This is a genomic window from Bifidobacterium breve DSM 20213 = JCM 1192, assembly GCF_001025175.1.
Classification (GTDB): domain Bacteria; phylum Actinomycetota; class Actinomycetes; order Actinomycetales; family Bifidobacteriaceae; genus Bifidobacterium; species Bifidobacterium breve.
In genome coordinates this window covers 729,937-749,283 of sequence record NZ_AP012324.1, presented here as the reverse complement: position 1 = coordinate 749,283, position 19,347 = coordinate 729,937, and the positions used below count along the sequence as shown (strand labels likewise).

At 58.9% G+C, this 19,347-nt stretch carries 17 protein-coding genes and 1 tRNA gene; 6 read left to right on the top strand and 12 right to left on the bottom strand.

Annotated features, from left to right (window positions below; all coding sequences use genetic code 11):
• Positions 1 to 13 precede the first annotated feature (13 nt).
• Positions 14 to 790 (top strand): ABC transporter permease, encoded by a 777-nt coding sequence (locus tag BBBR_RS03065; RefSeq protein ID WP_025301125.1) that lies wholly within the window; start codon positions 14 to 16, stop codon positions 788 to 790.
• Positions 791 to 909: 119 nt separating this feature from the next.
• Here the strand turns inward: BBBR_RS03065 and BBBR_RS03060 are convergent, their stop codons facing one another.
• The 9 genes from BBBR_RS03060 to BBBR_RS03020 all read right to left on the bottom strand — a co-directional run bounded on the left by BBBR_RS03060 (position 910) and on the right by BBBR_RS03020 (position 10,028).
• Entirely contained in the window at positions 910 to 1,698 is a 789-nt protein-coding gene (locus BBBR_RS03060; RefSeq protein WP_014483951.1) for an isoprenyl transferase, read from the bottom strand.
• Between the two features lie 2 nt (positions 1,699 to 1,700).
• Positions 1,701 to 2,420 (bottom strand): DNA repair protein RecO, encoded by a 720-nt coding sequence (gene recO / locus BBBR_RS03055; RefSeq protein ID WP_014483952.1) that lies wholly within the window; start codon positions 2,418 to 2,420, stop codon positions 1,701 to 1,703.
• 32 nt (positions 2,421 to 2,452) lie between these two features.
• Positions 2,453 to 4,228 carry an alpha/beta hydrolase family protein gene (locus tag BBBR_RS03050; protein WP_003828742.1) on the bottom strand — a complete coding sequence of 592 codons (1,776 nt, stop codon included), beginning with the start codon at positions 4,226 to 4,228 and terminating at the stop codon, positions 2,453 to 2,455.
• Between the two features lie 47 nt (positions 4,229 to 4,275).
• The gene (gene ispG / locus BBBR_RS03045; protein WP_003828740.1) at positions 4,276 to 5,499 is read right to left on the bottom strand and encodes a flavodoxin-dependent (E)-4-hydroxy-3-methylbut-2-enyl-diphosphate synthase; all 1,224 of its coding nucleotides are present in this window, start codon (positions 5,497 to 5,499) and stop codon (positions 4,276 to 4,278) included.
• A complete protein-coding gene (gene dxr / locus BBBR_RS03040) occupies positions 5,496 to 6,686 on the bottom strand; it encodes a 1-deoxy-D-xylulose-5-phosphate reductoisomerase (RefSeq protein ID WP_003828739.1) in 1,191 nt (396 codons plus the stop codon). Before dxr ends, ispG begins: the two co-directional genes overlap by 4 nt.
• Positions 6,683 to 8,272: a DivIVA domain-containing protein gene (locus BBBR_RS03035; protein WP_003828738.1), complete on the bottom strand. Its 1,590-nt coding sequence runs from the start codon at positions 8,270 to 8,272 to the stop codon at positions 6,683 to 6,685. Before BBBR_RS03035 ends, dxr begins: the two co-directional genes overlap by 4 nt.
• Positions 8,273 to 8,415: 143 nt before the next feature.
• A tRNA-Val gene (locus BBBR_RS03030) sits at positions 8,416 to 8,489 on the bottom strand.
• Positions 8,490 to 8,596: 107 nt separating this feature from the next.
• The gene (locus tag BBBR_RS03025; protein WP_003828737.1) at positions 8,597 to 9,013 is read right to left on the bottom strand and encodes a DUF3052 domain-containing protein; all 417 of its coding nucleotides are present in this window, start codon (positions 9,011 to 9,013) and stop codon (positions 8,597 to 8,599) included.
• Between the two features lie 91 nt (positions 9,014 to 9,104).
• Positions 9,105 to 10,028: a S16 family serine protease gene (locus BBBR_RS03020; protein WP_003828735.1), complete on the bottom strand. Its 924-nt coding sequence runs from the start codon at positions 10,026 to 10,028 to the stop codon at positions 9,105 to 9,107.
• 167 nt (positions 10,029 to 10,195) lie between these two features.
• Between BBBR_RS03020 and BBBR_RS03015 the strand changes: the two genes are divergently transcribed.
• On the top strand, positions 10,196 to 11,926 hold the full coding sequence (locus BBBR_RS03015) for a zinc-dependent metalloprotease (RefSeq protein WP_003828733.1): 1,731 nt from the start codon (positions 10,196 to 10,198) through the stop codon (positions 11,924 to 11,926).
• Positions 11,927 to 11,996: 70 nt separating this feature from the next.
• On the opposite strand, the gene BBBR_RS03010 is transcribed toward BBBR_RS03015, so the two are convergent.
• A complete protein-coding gene (locus BBBR_RS03010) occupies positions 11,997 to 13,544 on the bottom strand; it encodes an ATP-dependent helicase (protein WP_014483956.1) in 1,548 nt (515 codons plus the stop codon).
• 82 nt (positions 13,545 to 13,626) lie between these two features.
• Here BBBR_RS03010 and BBBR_RS03005 point away from each other — a divergent pair, with 82 nt between their 5' ends.
• Together BBBR_RS03005 and BBBR_RS03000 are read left to right on the top strand one after the other, a co-directional pair.
• Complete coding sequence (locus BBBR_RS03005) at positions 13,627 to 15,258, top strand: phosphotransferase (protein ID WP_003828727.1); 1,632 nt, start codon at positions 13,627 to 13,629, stop codon at positions 15,256 to 15,258.
• A 105-nt stretch (positions 15,259 to 15,363) separates the two neighbouring features.
• A complete protein-coding gene (locus tag BBBR_RS03000; RefSeq protein ID WP_003828725.1) occupies positions 15,364 to 15,588 on the top strand; it encodes a DUF3107 domain-containing protein in 225 nt (74 codons plus the stop codon).
• A gap of 56 nt (positions 15,589 to 15,644) precedes the next feature.
• On the opposite strand, the gene BBBR_RS02995 is transcribed toward BBBR_RS03000, so the two are convergent.
• On the bottom strand, positions 15,645 to 16,538 hold the full coding sequence (locus BBBR_RS02995) for a PHP domain-containing protein (RefSeq protein ID WP_003828724.1): 894 nt from the start codon (positions 16,536 to 16,538) through the stop codon (positions 15,645 to 15,647).
• 126 nt (positions 16,539 to 16,664) lie between these two features.
• Here BBBR_RS02995 and BBBR_RS02990 point away from each other — a divergent pair, with 126 nt between their 5' ends.
• Positions 16,665 to 17,384, top strand: coding sequence for a vitamin K epoxide reductase family protein (locus BBBR_RS02990; RefSeq protein ID WP_025262874.1), 720 nt, complete (start codon positions 16,665 to 16,667; stop codon positions 17,382 to 17,384).
• Positions 17,385 to 17,452: 68 nt separating this feature from the next.
• On the opposite strand, the gene dapF is transcribed toward BBBR_RS02990, so the two are convergent.
• Positions 17,453 to 18,352, bottom strand: a complete 900-nt coding sequence (gene dapF, locus BBBR_RS02985; protein WP_003828721.1) for a diaminopimelate epimerase — start codon at positions 18,350 to 18,352, stop codon at positions 17,453 to 17,455.
• A gap of 130 nt (positions 18,353 to 18,482) precedes the next feature.
• On the opposite strand from dapF, the gene murI reads away from it, so the two are divergent.
• Positions 18,483 to 19,277 carry a glutamate racemase gene (gene murI / locus BBBR_RS02980; RefSeq protein WP_003828719.1) on the top strand — a complete coding sequence of 265 codons (795 nt, stop codon included), beginning with the start codon at positions 18,483 to 18,485 and terminating at the stop codon, positions 19,275 to 19,277.
• Positions 19,278 to 19,347 lie beyond the last annotated feature (70 nt).

Sequence of the window (19,347 nt, the reverse complement as noted above, 5' to 3'; positions counted from 1 at the left end):
TCGAAGGCAAATGATGAACAATCTCAAGTCGTGGTTGGTGCGTATAGCGCCACCGGCCATTACCATCGGTCTTTTGCTGGTGGTGTGGGAGGCGGCCGTACGCGCGGGACATGTCTCGGAACGTGTACTTGCTTCCCCCACCCAGATCATCGCCTCCATGGTGCGCACTTGGCCGGATTTAATGGATGCCGCCGCCATCACCGCATATGAGGCTCTCACTGGATTTGCCATCGCCATCGTAGCGGGCGTGCTCATTGGCATCGGGCTGTACCTATCCAAAACCCTGCACCGTGCGTTCTATCCGCTGCTGGTGGCCGCACAGACCATTCCATTGATTACCGTGGCTCCGTTGTTCATGATTTGGTTCGGATTCGAGCCACTGGGCAAAATCGTTATTGTCGCCGTGTTCGGCGTATTTCCCATCGCCGTGCAGACAGCCCGTGGACTGACCGCCGTGCCGCAATTTTACGAAGACGTGGCACTGACCTGCGGAGCCACACGTGCATGGGCACTCTGGCACGTTAAGCTGCGTGTAGCCGCACGCCAGATCTTTGGCGGCATTCGCATCTCGGCCGCCTACATTTTCGGAACGGCGGCCACCGCCGAATATCTGGGCGCAATGAACGGCCTGGGCATTTGGCTGCAAGCTGCGTTCAATTCGTTCCGCACTCCGCTGATCTTCTCCGCCACTGTAGTGGTGATCGCCGAAACCGCAATACTGCTAGGGCTGATTTCACTGGTCGAATGGCTGCTGCTCGGCAATGGAGCCGACGCGGATATCAGCGAGTAGCTCGTTCCTTACTTCACGCCCCAGCAATTAAGGACCGGCTTCGCCGGACTCAACACACCGAGCCGCACACTACCGCGCCCGGCTCGGCGGCGTGAACGAACAGCCCACAGGGCTGTTCTTTACTTCACGCCGCCAAATCGACGATCGCGGTGAATGTAGTTATCAATGGCGCGCCAGAGCACCTCACGGCCGCAGTCGGGGAACAGTTCAGGTACAAAGTCCAGCTCGGCGTACGCGGCCTGCCACGGCAGGAAGTTGGAGGTACGCTGCTCGCCGGAAGTGCGAATCACCAAGTCGCAATCAGGGATATCCGGATTATAGAGATGATCGGCAACCATCTTCTCGGTGACGCGGTCTCCGGAAATTCGGCCGTCACGCACCTCTCGTGCAATGGCTGCACAGGCATCGGCAATCTCGGCACGACCACCATAGTTGATGCAGAACACCACATCGATGACCTTGTTGTTCTTGGTGCGTTCCATTGCCACTTCAAGCTCGTCAATCACTGACTTCCACAGCTTCGGACGGCGGCCCGACCAGCGCACACGCACACCCCATTCATCCATCTGCGCCACTCGGCGATGGATAATCTCGCGGGAGAAGCCCATCAGGAAACGCACCTCTTGCGGCGATCGTTTCCAGTTTTCAGTGGAGAACGTATACAGGCTTAGATAGCGCACACCGGCCTCTATGGCACCGGCAATGGTGTCGAACACCACCGGCTCAGCCGCTTGATGGCCATTGGTGCGGATCATGCCGCGCTGCTTGGCCCAACGGCCATTGCCGTCCATAATCACACCCACATGCCGGGGCACTTTGTTTTTGGGGAAATCAGGGATACGGGAGGGGTCGCTGAACGGAGCTGCGGGGATGTCCAACGACGTGTAATCAACGTTCTCAAAAGCCATACTCATGAATCTATCAAGCGCAGCGAACGAATCGGCCGTTCGAGGTAATACTCCCCCCAATCTTCAACCAACTCTTGCACAATACGCTCCAATGGCGCGTTATCAAGCACCGACCAGTCGCCTCGAATCAGGGCATCAAGCTGACTCAATACAAGCGGCGCGATACGTCGGGCATCGGTGGTGTGGTCGGCCTCGCACATCACACCGCCTGATGCGATGGAGAAGTAACGGCGCTCGGGCTTGCCGCACACCACGCAAGTGGCGAGACGCGGCGTCCAGCCGGCCAGCGCCAGGGCCCTCATCACGTAGGACTCGCTGATGGTCTGCGATGCATGAGCATGTTTGGCGAGCGCATTCAATGCACCGATAAGCAGCCGATACTGGTTCGGCAATTGCTCATGCTCGGTGCTGACGAGCTTATCAATGGTCTCCACAATGACGTTGGCAGCCTCGTACGCCGCATAATCGGCAGCTATTGCGGCACCATACGAAGCGACGGATTCAGCCTGTGAAACGACGTCCAGCGAACGGCCCTCAGCAATAAGCAGATCCACGCGCATGAACGGTTCAAGGCGTGCCCCGAACCGTGATTTAGTACGTCGTACGCCTTTGGCCACGGCTCGAATCTTGCCATGCTCGCGCGTCAGCAGGGTGATGATGCGGTCGGCCTCACCAAGTTTGGCGGTTCTCAGCACCACGCCTTCATCTCGGTACAGCGGCATCATCCCTCCTTTCGCAACGTTTGCGCCATATGTCAGTAAACGAACAGACCCCAGAACGCGAAGAACAGCAACACGTTCAGCATAGTGAACGCCACCAGCCAGAACAGTACGCGGCCAAGTCGAGTGGAGGCGAGCACCGGTTCGGCACCGGTGACGATATTACGAACCGCCTCGCGCCTGGGCGGCAACTGGATAAGGCCACGATGCCAGGCCACCTCTATAAGCCTCATGAACACGCGAGACCATGCCCAGACCACCAGCACAGACACCACTTGGATCACCGGCCAGCTCCAATACATCACCCCGGGCGTTTCCGTGGGCGCGCCACCCCAGGCAAGTTTGACCACGCCCATAATCACTTGGCCTAGTCCGGCAAAGAAGATCAGCATCGCGGCCAGCGTGGTAAGGGTAAGCGTCAGCAACGATCCGCCGAAACCATGGGCGAAACCCAATACCACGGGCTTGGCAGGCAGGAGCATGCCAGCCCGCTTTGCCTCCCTCCGATTGCGCCGCCACTGTGCGTTCAACGCGATCTTGCGGCCAAGCGCTACCAATCCCAATATCGTTGAGGCCATAAGCAGCAGCACAACGGCGACATGCACGATCACGCCGTATATGGTTCCCACCCGACGGGCTTTCAACGCTCCCGGCAACCCAATCGACTGGTACAGGCCAGCGCCGGCCACGCGTTCACTGGTTTGCGTATAGCCTGCCGTGGTACCTACCGCCCAGTCGATCAGGTCATTCACATAGGCATCCGCGAATGGAGTTCCGGCCTCCGACTCGTCCCCCAAGCGGAGCACGTGGTTGGCCACGGGATAACTGCGTACGGTCACATCCCAGTTGTTGGCCTGGTGCGCGTTGTGCAGAATCGCGCGCACACCATCGACCTGTGCGGTCATCACATCCTTCGACCCATAGGCCACAAAAGTGGGAACGGCGTAGGCGGCAGGTTTGAGCGTATCAAGATCGAAATTCGTCAGCGAGAACAAATCGGTGTCCGCGCTGAACACACGCTGGACAATGGACTGATAGCCATCATTCGCACCGGCAAGCGTAAAGTCCTGGGTGACGAAGAAGCCCAACGACTGGCGTGGGCTGAATACCATCGGACTCAAGAGAATCTGGAAAGCGACATCCGGGTCATCCTGCAGCAGGTATGAGGATATCCAAGTGGATTCGGACGTGGCGTAAATGCCGACCTTGGCATTGTCGACGTTCTCAAGCTGCCGCAAATATGCAATCACCTGATCATAGGCTTTGGCGGAGGCCATGTAGTCGCGGTTGACGTCGGTGGTGTTCCAAACTGGTTTATCGAGTACTGCGGTCACAAAACCGGCTGAAGCCATGTCGGAGGCCACATCGCCAAATGAGTTATCACAAGTGCCGTAACCGGCACCGTGCATGAACACCACACCCGGTCGTTTGCCGGCAGCTCCCTGCGGCTCGCGAATAAGCACTTTGATGGTCTGCACGCCGTTCTTGTTGGCTTTGCCGCGCACTCCGGTCTCTTGAGTCAGGTTGCCGTCGCTGGTCATATTCAGGGTGATATACCGTTCACTGACCTGATAGGTGCCTTTACTGGGCAATGCTTCGCCGGCCGGATTGGCAAAAGTGACGTCCGTATCATCGGTAAGCGTGGCCATGGATTGGCCGGTGGGCTCGATATTCCATGGCACGGTAGTGAGATTGGAGATAGAGACCAGCACGCCCATCAGCATGATGAAGATGGGCAGACTGACCATGAGCCGGTGGAGGCTGGTCCACGGCTTGGCCTTCACGGTCAGACGCTGCTCTTCTTGTGGCACGAAAGGTTATTGTAGCCGTTCCACGGTAATTATGCCGTGGGGCGCATTCAGCGATTGGGATGCTGAATGGGAACCACCACCGGGCCGGTGGCGTTGACGGGAACCAGGCCATCGGCCTCCATTTGGGCGGCGATTTCCTGCGCCTTGGTAAGCAACGTGTCTACGATCTGGTCTTCGGGCACGGTCTCGATGACCTTGCCCTTGATGAAGATCTGTCCCTTGCCGTTGCCGGAAGCCACGCCGAGGTCGGCCTCGCGGGCTTCGCCGGGGCCGTTGACGATGCAACCCATAACGGCCACGCGAATCGGCGCGGTCACGTCCTTCAGCCCCTCGGTCACGGCCGAGGCAAGCTGAATCACATCCACCTGGGCTCGTCCGCAGCTCGGGCAGGAGATGATGTCGAACTTGCGCGGGCGCAATCCCATGTATTCAAGGAGCTTGCAGCCCACCTTGACCTCTTCGACCGGCGGGGCGGACAGCGAGACGCGAATCGTATCTCCGATGCCTTCGGCGAGTAGTGCGCCGAACGCCAGGCAGGATTTGATGGTGCCCTGCCAGGCCGGACCGGCTTCGGTGACGCCGAGGTGCAGCGGCCAGTCACCCTTGGAGGCAAGCAGACGATAGGTTTCGACCATGGTAATCACGTCATGGTGCTTGACGGAAATCTTGAAATCATGGAAGCCGACGTCCTCGAACATGTGAGCTTCCTTCAATGCGGAGGCCACCAATGCTTCAGGAGTGGGGCCGCCGTATTTGGCGTAGAGTTCCTTGTCCAACGAACCGGCGTTCACACCGATACGCAGAGAGATGCCGGCATCAGTGGCTGCTTTGCAGATCGAGGGGCCGACTTCATTGAATTTACGGATGTTGCCGGGGTTCACGCGTACGGCTGCGCAGCCGGCATCGATGGCCTGGAACACGTACTTGGACTGGAAGTGAATATCCGCGATGATCGGCACCGGCGACTTCCTGCAGATCTCCGGCAATGCGTCCGCATCGTCCTGACTCGGCACAGCCACGCGCACGATATCGCAACCAGCTGCGGTCAGCTCGGCAATCTGCTGCAATGTGGCAGGAACATTGGCCGTAAGCGTGTTGGTCATCGACTGCACGGAGATGGGGGCTCCCCCACCGACCGGCACCGAGCCGACCATGATGCGGTGAGACTTGCGACGCGGGTGCAGCGGCGATTCGCTGGTCAATTCGACCGGATTACCGGTTTTGCGGAACGGTTTTTCGGCGGATTTTTCCGTATTCAAGGTATTCATCATTGTTTGTTTATCAAATCATCGGCACGGTGACGAGCTTCAAGCTCAATCTGTCCCATTTCCTCCACGTCCGTGAACAGCGGGTCGCCACGCAGTTCGGCATCCATCTGGTCGAGCACGGCCTTCACCGTGTCCACGATGCCAAGGTACGGCAGACGATGGTCGAGGAAGGCGTGCACGGCCTGCTCATTGGCCGCGTTGAGCACGGCCGTATGCTTTTCGGATGCACCCAGGCAATGGCGGGCGAGCTGGACGGCGGGGAACGCCTCATTATCCAGCGGCTCGAACGTCCAGGTTGCAGCCTGCGTCCAGTCACATGCGGCAGCCACATTGTCCATGCGGTCAGGCGCGGACAAGCCGAGCGCGATGGGCAGGCGCATGTCCGGCGGCGAAGACTGGCAAATAGTGGCGCCATCCACGAATTCGACCATGGAATGGACAATGGATTGCGGGTGCACCGTTACGTCAATACGGTCCGGCGGCACATCGAACAGTCGGGAAGCCTCAATAACCTCGAGTCCCTTGTTCATCAGGGTCGAGGAGTTGATGGTCACAACCGGACCCATGTTCCACGTCGGATGATGCAACGCCTGCTCAGGCGTGATATTCGCCATATCAGCACGTTTCCAGCCTCGGAACGGACCACCGGAGGCTGTGACCACCAGCTTGGAGACCTCGGCATGGGTGCCGGAACGCAACGACTGCCAGATGGCGGAATGTTCGGAGTCAACCGGATTGATCTGATCGTCGCGCACTTGCGCGCTGAACAGCAGATGACCGCCGGCCACCACTGATTCCTTATTGGCCAGTGCAAGCTGTGAATTGGCTTTCAGCGCGGCGATGGACGGCTCGAGACCAATGGAACCGGTAATGCCGTTCAGCACGACGTTCGCACCGGAACCGGCCAATGCGATCACGGCATCCGGTCCGCCGGTCACGCGGGTGTCGCGGGCACCGGCCTGTTGCAGCGCCTCCTTCAGTGCCGGAATCTTGGTGCTGTCGAATACCGCAACTTCCGGTACACGGAATTGTGCGGCCTGACGAGCCAGCAATTCGATATGAGCGCCGCCGGCGGCCAAACCCGTAACAGTGAAACGCTCAGGATGGCGTGCAATGACATCAAGGCCTTGTGTGCCGATGGATCCGGTAGATCCAAGAATTACGACGGTGGAGTTGGAGACTACGCTCACTGTTCCTTCTTCGTATCATCATGATCCAGCGTCGGGAAAGACAGATCCGGGATGCTTGAATTGAAATCATCGCTGGTTGGGAACAGCGAGGGGAACGGCATGTCGGAAATCTGTTCCGGACGCTTTGTCTCGGCATCCTTGCTGGGCTGGGCTGCCGGCTTCGGTGTGCTCACGGGCTCGGCCGGCACATCATCAGAATGGTCGGCAACCGGAATCGGAACGGATCCGGTGGTGCGCACCGGCTTGTTGGCCGGCGCAAAGGAGACCGGCATGGTCTCAGGCGCAGGCTGATGACGCGTCTGCGCGTGCGGCGGCTCCGGTGTTGCAGGGGCTTCGCTCGGCGCTGCAGGAGCGGCGGATGCGGCAGTAACCGGTGCGGCAGCCGGAGTAACAGGAGCCGGCATATCGTTCAATTTCAGTTCTTCCGGCGTGCCCAGACTCGGCATCTTGGGTTCAAAAGACGGCACGCTCACCGCAGGGATATCCTGTGAGGCTTGCGCCATATGGGCCAAGGCGGCCAGCGAGGAATCGCTCTCAGCCGTCGGAGGGACCGCAGGAGCTACCGGGGTCACCGGAGCCGCAGGAACCGCAGGAACCGCCGGAGTAGACGGGGCCGCGGGGGCAGATTTTGCTCCGAACGACGGTGCATCGGAGGCCACAGGCTGCGGTGCTGCGGACGAAGCAGGTGCGTATGACGCCGGCTGATATGCCGCTGGAGCAGACGCGTTATCGGCCTGCTCAGCTGCAGGACGAGCCACAAACAGATTCTGTTCGGCCTGATGCAAAGCATCGAACGCATCATCAGAGGCGGCGGCCTGAGGTGCGAAACGTGCGTCAGCAGCCGGGCGCTGTGCATTGGCAGCGAACAACGGCGAAACGGCTTCCGCCGGGGCTGCCACCGCTGCTGCGGGAGCCGGGGCCGCAGCAGCGGCTGGCTCGTTGGCGGAAGCGCCACCGACTCGAGCGTAGGACTCAATACGGCTGAGCAACTGGACGCACGCGTTTAGGAAATAGTCGACCTGACGCTCGTCATAGCCCTTCTTGCCCTTGCGCTGGGTGAAGATGACATTGCTCACCGAAACGGCGTTGAGATCAGCCAAGTCACGGACATCGTCTTCGGTGACACCGTCGACGCCGAGGGATGCAGCGACTTTATCCACAATCTGATCGGTAAGACGGTCGACCTGCTTCTTGTCATACGACGGCTGCTTGGCCTCACCGGGCTTGAAGCGCTCGCCCTGCTCACGTTCCACATGCTCGAGAATCTGCTGGTACAGGTTCTCAGTCTGTGCCTTCCACGTCACACGACCATGCTGGGCGATCTCCCATGCGGTCTGCTTGTCGACCACCGCACGCTCGAGACGATTAAGCGCTGCGTCGACCTGAGCAATCACATAGCCGTCCTTGGTCAGGTCGAACGACACCGACTGAATATCACGCTGGGTAAGTCTGATTCCCTCACTGTCGTACAAAGCGTGGGCCCGCTCTAGAAAAGCGTCGACCTGAGCGGGATCATATCCCCACTTACGCTTGCCTGCGCGTGCAATGCCTGCCTTGCCGTCCCCTTCGCGAAGTTCCTGCGCCATCGGCTAATCGACCTCCTGCTGGATAAACAAATCTGTCCACAACTGTACGTGATTGTTGCGACGCGCGCGTGTATTTAGGCGGAAATTCACAGTTTTTGGCCTTCTCGACACTGGTCGGCCTCATTTCGAAAGCGCAGTGAAAGTGGGCAATAAGGGACTCGAACCCCTGACATCCACCGTGTAAAGGTGGCGCTCTAACCAACTGAGCTAATTGCCCGCGAGTATCAACAATAGCGTAAGGACGGCACAGCCGTCACTTGCACACGCCGGACGCCGCAATCATGACCTTTCGCCAAGGCCATGGCTTCCGCCCGTCGTTCCGATTCAGCGGCCCTTGCCGAAAGCGCGCAGACGGATACCATTCCAGTCCGGGCTGACAGTCAGCGGAGTGGCGGCGTTCATGCCTGCGGTCTGGGCGGCGGACTGCACGGTGGAAGAGCTGGCGGCTCCCGGACGACCGGGCTTCGGCGTCAACACCCACAATGGGCCGTCATTGCCGAGCACCGCGTAGGCATCGACGATGGTATCGGACAGTTCGTCCTCGTCGTCGCCATCGCGCCACCACAGAATGACACCATCCACGGCGGAGTCATAATCCTCGTCTACAAGCTCCTCACCCGTGAGCTCCTCGATCTTGGCGCGTACGGAGTCGTCCACGTCGTCGTCCCAGAGCCACTCCTGGACGATGTCGCCGGGCTTGAAACCAAATTCTTCAGCGTTCTGCGATGCCGTTTGATTCACAGGGGCTACATTAGCAAGTCATGGCGAACAAATACGTTAACGCGACCAAAAATCTCGCTTTGTGACCGTTTCACCGCAAAATTCCAAGCGCTCACGCCGTGCAATGCGGCAAGTCGTCGGCCTGTCCTTTACCGATGGCCACCAGTGCCCGATAGGCCTCGTCCAAGGTGGCGACCTTGACATCGCGCAGCCCGTCGGGCACATGGCCTGCCACCGCGCTGCAATTATCCGCAGGAGCCAAGAACCATGTGGCACCGTCGCGTTTGGCTCCAACCATCTTCAGCTGAATGCCGCCGATTTTGCCGACATTGCCCTTCTTGTCGATAGTGCCCGTGCCGGCGATGGTCTTGCCGCCACTTTCACTCTCGGGAGTCAGCTTGTCGATAAGGCCCAGCGTGTACATCATGCCGGCGGACGGCCCGCCGATGCTATCCACATGCATCGTCACCTTGGCATGGGCGAGCGATGCGGCATCAATGCCCAACTCATCGGCGTGTGCTTTGGCATACGCCAATCCCACTTCGCTGGCCGAGGACTGGGAACCGGCCATGTCCTTGTCGACCGTCTTCTGATATTCGTCGGCCGTCTGCCCCACTGGCACCGTCGCTTCCCTTGGCATGATCTCCATCTTCGGGTTCGCCCATGCCCACACGGCCTGTGCATTGATAATCGTGTAGCCGGGCACGCCGGAAGCGTTGACCGTGGTCAACAGCAATGAGCCGGAATCTTGGTACGTGGAAACGCCTTTGCCGGATACATCAATGACTGCGCCGTCCTCGACGCTACCGAGCACATTCTGGGTCGGCCCCGGCCCCTCGATGACATACGGGCTGGGCAGCAGTAGTATCACCACACCGAGCAATACGGCAAACGCGCCGATGAAATGACGCGGAGAACGAGCCGCCAGGTATCGCCTCACCCTCTGCGCGGCGCGCGAAAAACGCGATTGTCCGGTTTCCTTGGATGAGTTGGAAGATGACGCGGCCGAATCATCGTGTTCTGGATGGGCTTCCATAGCGGCCAAAGACCCGGATTGCCGATTCGTGTGACGTACAGACATATGCAACAGTGTATGCGAGTGACCGAAATGAACACACAACACACATATTCCTCGGCCTCCAGCGAACGGGCGCGGGCACAACCTACACTTGGGATAACACACCGCGGCAAAGAAGGATACGCATGGACGACAACGCGATTCACGAATGGCTGATCAAGTGCTTCGGCCCGATTCAGGGAGAAATGGCTTGGCAACAGATCGGCCAGCTGCCAGAGGAGATTCGCGCGCAGATGATGAGCCAGGATCCGAGCCGTCTGCCAGATCCTGCGGAAGTCCAGCAGATGATGGCAGCGTTCAGTGCCGGCGGCCTGAACACCATGGGCGATATGCAGCGCACGGTCGAAGAGGGACCGATCAACGTCAAGCTCGCCAAATCAATCGCATTGCAGCAGGCCAACGCTTCCGGCTCTCAGCCCAGCGTGTCCGCAGTGGACGGTGAAGCCGCTCGACGTGCTATGAGCGAGGCGAATCTGTGGCTGGACACGGCATGCGAGTTCGATCCCGCTCCCGGAGAGCCCGATGTGCTCACCCGCGCCGGATGGGTGGAAGGCACCATCGACCAATGGGCCAAATTCGCCGCTCCCGTGGCCGAGTCGATGAACGACGCTTTGGCCTCGGTGATTTCCGAGCGCCTCGGCGGCATGCTTGGCAACGGCGAAGTGGCCGGCATGTTCGCAGGCCCAGTGCCGATTCCGATTCCTGACGGCATGAAGGATCCCGGCCAACTCATGAAATTGCTGGGCAACACGTCCTTTGCCATGCAGCTGGGTCATGCGGCTGGCAATCTGAGCCATGAAGTGCATGGCAGCTTCGATCAGGGCATCTCTCTGCTGAAGAACCCTGCCGGTGGCCTGATAGCCCAGAACGCCACCGAATACGCCAAATTGCTGAATGGCGAGGCACCTGCGGAAGCCACTGACGAGACAAGTGAAACAACCAATCCCATTGGCTTCACTTCGGCCGCAACCAGTGCTGGCACGATTGACAATTCCGATTCGAGCGAAACCAGCACAACCGTCGAGTCCTCGGATGACGCAAACGCCGCAGACACCGCCGCATTCGAGGAAGCATTCGCCGGATTCGACTCCAACGATAAGATTCCCGAGTCCGAGGTGCTGTCTTTCCTTGCGCTGCAGGAAATGGCCCATGCCCGCCTCTATGCTTCGGTTCCTTGGCTGATGCCCCGGTTTGAAGCACTCATCGGCAAGTATGCGCGTGGCATCTCCATTGATTTGGATGCCATGGAAGAACAACTGCGCGATGCCACTTCCATGGATCCTGAATCGATTTCCGGAGCGGTGAATCTCACCAAAGTAGGCATCCCCGATACGCCTGAACAGCGTGAAGCGCTGGCATCGTTGGAATCATTGCTGGCCATGGTTGAAGGCTGGGTGGATTGCGTGGTGTGGCGTGCCGGCATGGCTCACCTTCCGCATATCGAGCAGCTGCGCGAAATGATGCGCCGCGAGCGTGCAATGGGAGGCCCAGCGGAACGCACTTTCGAGAGCCTGCTCGGCCTGCAACTACGCCCTAAGCGCATGCGTGAAGCCGCCGGCCTGTGGGAGATGATCACGGTGGCCGAGGGGCCGGACGGACGTGATGCCAAATGGTCGCACCCGGATTTGCTGCCGGCCTTGCCTGGTGACAAGCCCGCGGATGGCGTTGCGACCGAATCGAGTGATTCGTCTCAATCCTCCGTCAATGCCGGTAGCGCTACTTCGCACCCTGCAACGGATGGCAAGACCGACAACATCGACTGGGATGCCGAACTGTCCAAACTGCTCGGCGAAGATGGCAGCGACGGCCCGGATACCCCGGACCAGCCCGACAATCCTCAACAGCCGAATGAGTGACGGCATCGTCATCGCTTAGGGCACATTATTTACACCGAGCGAGCCGAAGAAAAGCTGCTTGAAGCAATGTTCACAAGAAGCGGGAAGGGCGGCGCTGCTGCGCCCCATACCCATCCTTGGTCCGTGCATATGACAGATGCAGCGAGTCCTCGGCTCGTGTGACGCCCACGTACATAAGCCGTCGCTCCTCTTCCAACGTCTCCCCCGGTTCCGGTGACCCGTACGGCAATAGCCCTTCGGAGCAGCCGACCAGAAAGACGTGTTTGAATTCCAGACCTTTGGCCGCATGGATGGTGGAAATCATGACGCCGGGGTCGGTGCTCTGCTGGCTGCCTGTGGCGTCCAATCCCATGGCTTCCAACAGGGCCCTGCGTGTCGTGGCATCATCCGCGAGCGACGAAGACTGCCATCCGGAATCCTTACGCACGCGGAATTTCAGCCTTGCCGCGCGCAATGCCGCACCGAAAACCGGCTGCTGCGCGTTGATGCGCGTCAGAATCGCGCAATCGGAGGGCTTCGCCCCCTGCGCAACAAGTCGTGCGATGCGAGCCGCCACACCTTGTGCTTCCAGGTCATCGGTGTCATAGGCCGTTCGGCTGATGCGCACCCCCTTCTCCCTGGCGGAAACCAGCTTCAAATAATCCTCACGATTGGGGGCCGCGGCAAGCACCCGATTGGCGAGACCCACCACTTCAGGAGTCGAACGGTAGTCGGTGTTGAGGTTGATGTCTGCGGACAGAGGGCCGAACTCATCGGCGAACTGCAACAGATGCCAGCTGGATGCACCCGCGAACGAGTAGATGGTCTGTGCAGGGTCGCCGACCACACATACATTGCGGTTCATAGCAGCCTTGCCATTCGGCCCGCCTCCCCCAAGCCATAAGTTCAGCAAACGATGCTGCAGCGGAGAAACATCCTGATACTCATCAACGGTGAGCCAGCCGATGGAGGAACGAATCTGCGCCGCCGCTTCGGGAAAATCATCCATGATGTGGCATACCAGCAGCAGGATGTCGTCAAAATCGATTTCTCCTTGCGATGTTTTCTCTTGCTCATACGCATCATAGATAGCGGCGAATCGAGCGGCATCGAACCCTGCGGGCGGCTGACGATTGGCCTCTACGCTGATACGCGCGTAATCATCGATGGGTACCAGAGAAATTTTGGCCCAATTGATTTCAGCCAGTACATCGCGCACGGTCAGTGCATCAATATCTCGTACAGCGGTAGCACGAGTGATGGCACGAGATACGGTGTCACGCTGATTTTCGATGAGATGCGGGAATGGCGCTTCACAGACGTCGGCCCACACACTGTTGAGCTGGCGCAATGCCGCAGAGTGAAAAGTAGCGGCGGTAACACCGGATGTACCGCCTTGCAGCCCCAGCTGCTCAAGTCGAGCACGCATTTCGGCAGCGGCTTTCACCGAAAACGTAACGGCAAGCGCCCGCTCGGGCTTCCATGCTCCCGTCGCGCAGGCATAGGCGATGCGTCGCGTAACGGTACGGGTCTTGCCTGCGCCTGCACCGGCGATGATGCGCACCGGGCCATTCAGCGTAGTCGCCGCCCGGCGCTGCTGCTCATCGAGCCCTTCAAGAATCTGCTGCGCTTGTTCCATGACCTCCATTGTGGCACGAAACCGAAAACCAGTGCGAAAACTACGTCATGAAGAGCCGGACATGTATTAGTGTGGAAGAGTGATGAAACGTAGCAACTATATGCTGGCAGCGCTTACCTCGGCTGTCCTGCCGAATCTGGCCATCGCGGGCGTGCGTGGAAGCACGCAGCCCAGCGCAACCGATGAGGGCAAGGGCATCGATCAGGCAGTGGTGCAGGATGCCTCAGGCAAACTGTATGACGTATATGCCACTGACACCAAAGAGGGACGCGCTCGTCTGACACGGCGTGTGCAAGCGGCTCAGACGCTTGCCTTGGCCCGCGAGCCGGGTGGCCTTGGATTCGATTTGGATCATGTCATTGCATTCACTCCCGGCGACGAGCCTCAGATCGGGCAGACGACGACCACGCAGTCCGCTGATCAGCCCGAGGCTCAGAGCGCCCGTAAGCCCGGCCCGACAGGGGAAACTGCAGTGATGATTGCGGTTCATCGCGAGGGACAGGCGCGCTCGCTTGACTTGCTTACTCTTGATGACTGCGCTTCGGTCGGCACTGCATTGGGTGCTATTCATCGCCTGCCAACGGCATTTCTCTCGGCCGCCAAATATCCGGTGTTCACCACCGGCCAGATTCGTTCGCAACTGACCGCCTGGATTAAGCGTCTGCGCTCGGCAGGACATGTGCCGCAGGAAATCACCAATAGTTGGGCGCGAATCATAGAGACCGAGGGATTATGGTCGTTCTCCACATGCATGGTGCATGGCGGCTTCTCAGACGGCGACTTCCTGTTCTCGGGTTCGGCTATTACGGCCGTGACCAATTGGCAGGATATGCAGGTCAATGATCCTGCGCGCGATCTTGCCTGGATTTTCGGCAAACTTGACGAATCCCACCGCAATGCGGTGCTTTCCGCATACGGCCGCATGATGGGCTCCCGCCTTGATGACCTGATCATGCTGCGCGCCAACCTATGGTTGCAGATGGAGCAGGTCGGCGACTTTATCCAAGCATTGAATCGTGCGGATAATAATCGCATCATGCAGTTTAAGGCTCAGGTTGAGCGTCTCGCTCATCAGCTGGGCGTTATCAGCCGTGATACTACGCCGTCTACGGCCGCTCCGGCCGCTGGCGCAACCGCCAAGTCCGCTTCCCCATCCACCATTACCGTCGGCACTTTGCTGCGAGAGGATGACCGCCGCTACGCCGAGGCTGACGATACTACCAACGAGACCACGGAACCGTCCGACGAAACCCCCGATCCGGATCGTACCGGCTCGGCTGAGGTCGTTGCCGTGGGAGAAGCAGACATGACCCCGGCTGTGCCTGCCGCCGCTAAGGATAACGATCAAACCGCCGGCAGTCCGGTGACCGGCACTGGCTCAACCAAGCCGCAGCCCGCCAATGCCGAGCAAGGTGACGACGCGGTAACCATCACGCTCAAAGAGCTCATTGAGATGAACGATCAGCAGGCGGCGTCGGCACCTTCCGCCAACGTGGAGGATGCCGGCAAGGGCGAGGCTGATGACGATACCAATGATCGCCTGTCGCAGTCTGGTGCTGAGACCACGGTTATTCCCTTGCTTGAGCGCGAGGAAAGGGCGTTGCGTGACGCTCGCGCAGGACTGGCTGGGTACGATGACGAGGGCAATCCCTTGCATGACGGTCAGGACGACACACCTTCACGTGGAGTTCCGGAAACCACGCCGAGCGCGTAACCGGTCATCTCATGCCGACGTTACGCGGCACAATAGAACCAACGGATATGGCTGGAAACAGCCAACAATCAACCGCCCGGCGACGGGCACCATCGAGGAGCATTCATGGACATCGAACTGGGCATCCAAAACGTGGCACGACCGGTGAACTTCAGTACCGAGGAATCGGCCGACAGCGTCGGCAAGGCTATCGCACAGGCCGTAGCCAACGGCGAAACCATCAATCTGACCGATGATAAGGGTCGTCACATCATCGTGCCCGCCAAGGCACTGGGCTATGCCATCATCGGTTCCGAGACCAAGCACGCCGTCGGTTTCGGCGCTCTGTGACGATACGGATTGTTCAAGGGCTTACAGCAAGCCTCCGCGAGAGCGGAGGCTTTGTGCTATCGGTATAACGGCAGCGCGCCGCGTCGGACGATTTCGGCCACGGTGGCCTCATCGGTCAGGTTCTCTCCCAACAGATTCGGTTTGCCCTTACCATGCCAGTCCGATCCGCCTGTGACCAGCAAATGGTAACGTGCGCAAATGCCCAGCAATCGTTCGCGCTGTTCGGGAAGGTTGCCACGATGCCACACTTCCAGGCCATCCAGCCCTTCCGCAATCAACGCTTCAATCTGCTCATCGGAAAGCAGTCTCCGGTTTCGGCTCAAATCACCGGCATGAGCAATCAGAATCACACCGTCAGCCCCCTTCACGGCAGCAACCACCTCGCGCGCGGTCGGCGACGGCGTGGGAATGTAATATTTGGAGGACGCGCTGACCGCATCGGCAAACGCCTCAGAACGATTTTGATACACCCCGGCGGCAACCAGCGCATCGGCGATATGCGGACGTCCTATAGTGGTGTTCCCGCCTTCCTTGACCTGGGCGAGCACGGACTCCCATGAAATCGGAAGGTCCTTGGACATAAGTTCCACCATACGTTGCGTACGCCGCAATCGTGCCTGGCGAGTACGCGCGAACAGATCCACGATGCATTGATTCGTGGGATCATATTGGAATCCGAGCATATGCACGGAAACACTGTCATCGGTGGCCGTGATTTCAGTGCCGCGCAGTAGCGGCAGCCCTACCTTGCGTGCCGCGGCCTCGGCCTGAGGCCAACCGGCAGTAGTGTCATGATCGGAAATGGATACACCTTTAAGCCCCACAGCCTTGGATTGCTCGGCCAACACAGCCGGCGTCTCCGTGCCGTCGGAGAAGGCGGTGTGGCAATGGATGTCCCACCCGGTTGTGGGCGGTTCCATAGGCATCACGTATCCAGTCATACTGTCCATCGTAACCTCATTTCGCCCCTCCCATGTCTGCAACTCGATTCGCTACCAGGCAAAACCGAACATTCTCTTCCTATCTGACAACCACAGCGGTTAATCTTGAGCGCAGTACCCACACCGGAGGATTCCATGACGCACACGAACAGCACAAACGGCGCACGTAACGATACCAGTACTGCCTCAATTCCCTGGCTCACTGGCTGGAGACACAGCGCCACATGGACTTATCTCATCATGCTGATTGCTTCGGCAGTGGCATTGGGAGCCTCGTTCATACTTTCGGCCGAGACGCTGCAGCTGGCACGCCATCCTGAGTCCTCATTGGGATGTGATGTAAATGCCGTGGTCTCTTGTTCCACGGTGGCTCAATCATGGCAGGCGGAACTCGTGAAATTCGGCGGGCTCTCCTATCCGAATGCGTTCTTCGGCATCGCCGCCGAATCAGTGTTCATTACCATTGCCGTGATTGGTATGGCGCGCGTGCGCGTGCCGCGATGGTTTGCCACTTGCACATGGTTTGGCGGCTTGGCAGCATTGGCCTACTCATACTGGTTGAGCACGCAGTCGCTGTTCGTGATTCACGCGCTATGCCCGTGGTGCTTGACGCTGATGTTCTCCACCACCATCCAGTTCATGGCGTTGAGCCACGCAACCGTGGCCGTGCAGGGATTGCCGTCTCGCAAGGTCACTGACGAAGAGAACGGCATCGCTCCCGATATGCCGCAGATACCGGCCGGGTTGAACAAGTATTACCGCCTCAACATCGACCTTATGGTTGACGTGCTGTGGATTGTGGCGATTGTAGTGCTGATTATCGTCACCGAGGGCGCAGCACTGTTCGCCGCATAAGCAGCTAATAACGACGTATCTCTCCCTCCATCAGCCTCACGGCTGGCGCTTCTCTCACCAGAGGGAGGTCAGGAACGGAGCAAATCGATATCGGCAACCAGCGTGGCCGAGCCGGTGAGTTTGACGTCCTCGTCGGTCACGTCCACTCGCAGAGTGCCGCCGCGCACGGTGATGTCCCAGTGTGAGATGCCGGTCTTGGCGCGTAGCACGATGCCTGTGGCGCACAAGCCCGTACCGCAGGAGAGGGTCTCTCCGCAGCCTCGTTCGTTGACACGCATCGTCGCCTCACCCACTGCGGTGTTGTGGTCGATATCATCAATACGCACGAATTCCACGTTCTGATCGGATTCGATAGTTGGGTTGACCACCGGCTTGGTAACCAAATCCAGATCCTCGACCACTGGCAGCGTGGAGAAGGCATCTTCAATCACCGCCACCACATGCGGGTTGCCCATGTCGACGAACGTGCCACGTGCCGAGCCATCGTTGCCGGGAATAGTGACTTCATAGGCGTCGGTCTCGCCGATTTTCCACTCCCCCATTTCCACCTGGAACACATTGGCACCATACGGCTTCACGTTGCCACGAGGGGTCAGAATCTTGACGCCGGCTCGGGTTCCAAGTCGGAACGGCTCGGTGGAGTCAGCCACGCCCTCACGCTGGGCGAATAAAGTGATGGCGCGTGTGCCGTTGCCGCACATCTCAGCCAACGACCCGTCTGCATTGCGATAGTCCATGAACCATTCAGCGTCACCTGCCTGCACAGCCATGATTTGCTCATCGCTCAGATCAGACACGAACTCAGGCTTGGTCAGGCGAATCAGTCCATCGCCGCCGATGCCGAAATGACGGTCGCACAGGAACCGTATCTCATCGGCAGTGGGCTCGAAATCGCCGGTTTTGTCGAGGTACACCACGAAATCATTGCCGGTTGCGTGTGTCTTAGTTACTCGTTGCGGAAGACTCATGGCTTTCAGAGTACTCTAGGGAACGAAACAATACTGTTCACAGACTGTTTCCGTGAACAGTGTGGGACTGGCCGCACGGCCGGCCTCGGGCATTTCGTACCGGCACGCAGTCTTGTAGGAGGATTCTGGCATGAGCTCATCAGCGCCCATCGGCGTCTTTGATTCAGGGCTTGGAGGCATTTCCGTTGCCCGAGAAATCGCCAAGGACATGCCGGCTGAGCACGTGCTGTATTTCGGCGATTCCGCCAACGCCCCGTACGGCGTCAAGACCCCGGAGCAAGTGAAGGCCTTAAGTTTTGACATCGTGGAACGATTCGTTGAACACGGTGTCAAGGCCGTGGTCATTGCCTGCAATACCGCTACCTCCGCCGCGGTGAACGATTTGCGCGAGCATTATGACATTCCGATCATCGGCATGGAGCCGGCATTGAAAGTGGCTTGCGACCGCGGGGACGCCCCTCTCGGCCAGCAGCATATTCCACAGCGGGTGATTGTGGCAGCTACTCCCCTGACCTTGCGTGAGCGGAAATTCGCCGAGCTTATGAAGCGTTTCGACTCCGATAACACGATTTTCAAGGAACCCTGCCCGGACCTGGTGGAGATTGTGGAGTCCGGTCAGCTTGGCAATCATGATCTGGTGATGCGCACGCTGCACCACTACTTTGACCGATATGACCTGGACCGCATTGATTCTGTGGTGTTGGGGTGCACGCATTTCGTGTTCTACCGCGACTATTTCCGTGAACTGCTGCCCAAGCATGCCGCAATCATCGATGGCAACGAGGGTACGGTTCGTCACCTTGGCGTGGTATTGGAATCATTGGGCAAGCTGGCACCGGAGGATGCACTTGGCCGCGTGGAGATTTCCAATTCCGACCCATCCGAGCGCATCGCCAAGCTGTCGCATAACCTACTGAGTGCCTGACCTTGGCCACCCTCTTTGAGGGGAGCCAAGGCAAATAAACAGACATTTCGTGGGTCCATTGCCCACATCT

Coding starts and splice junctions, on each gene's coding strand:
- BBBR_RS03065 (WP_025301125.1), top strand. CDS start 14: ATGAACAATCTCAAGTCGTGGTTGGTGCGTATAGCGCCACCGGCCATT.
- BBBR_RS03060 (WP_014483951.1), bottom strand. CDS start 1,698: ATGGCTTTTGAGAACGTTGATTACACGTCGTTGGACATCCCCGCAGCT.
- recO (WP_014483952.1), bottom strand. CDS start 2,420: ATGCCGCTGTACCGAGATGAAGGCGTGGTGCTGAGAACCGCCAAACTT.
- ispG (WP_003828740.1), bottom strand. CDS start 5,499: ATGATGAATACCTTGAATACGGAAAAATCCGCCGAAAAACCGTTCCGC.
- BBBR_RS03035 (WP_003828738.1), bottom strand. CDS start 8,272: ATGGCGCAGGAACTTCGCGAAGGGGACGGCAAGGCAGGCATTGCACGC.
- BBBR_RS03020 (WP_003828735.1), bottom strand. CDS start 10,028: ATGGAAGCCCATCCAGAACACGATGATTCGGCCGCGTCATCTTCCAAC.
- BBBR_RS03015 (WP_003828733.1), top strand. CDS start 10,196: ATGGACGACAACGCGATTCACGAATGGCTGATCAAGTGCTTCGGCCCG.
- BBBR_RS03010 (WP_014483956.1), bottom strand. CDS start 13,544: ATGGAACAAGCGCAGCAGATTCTTGAAGGGCTCGATGAGCAGCAGCGC.
- BBBR_RS03005 (WP_003828727.1), top strand. CDS start 13,627: ATGAAACGTAGCAACTATATGCTGGCAGCGCTTACCTCGGCTGTCCTG.
- BBBR_RS03000 (WP_003828725.1), top strand. CDS start 15,364: ATGGACATCGAACTGGGCATCCAAAACGTGGCACGACCGGTGAACTTC.
- BBBR_RS02995 (WP_003828724.1), bottom strand. CDS start 16,538: ATGGACAGTATGACTGGATACGTGATGCCTATGGAACCGCCCACAACC.
- BBBR_RS02990 (WP_025262874.1), top strand. CDS start 16,665: ATGACGCACACGAACAGCACAAACGGCGCACGTAACGATACCAGTACT.
- dapF (WP_003828721.1), bottom strand. CDS start 18,352: ATGAGTCTTCCGCAACGAGTAACTAAGACACACGCAACCGGCAATGAT.
- murI (WP_003828719.1), top strand. CDS start 18,483: ATGAGCTCATCAGCGCCCATCGGCGTCTTTGATTCAGGGCTTGGAGGC.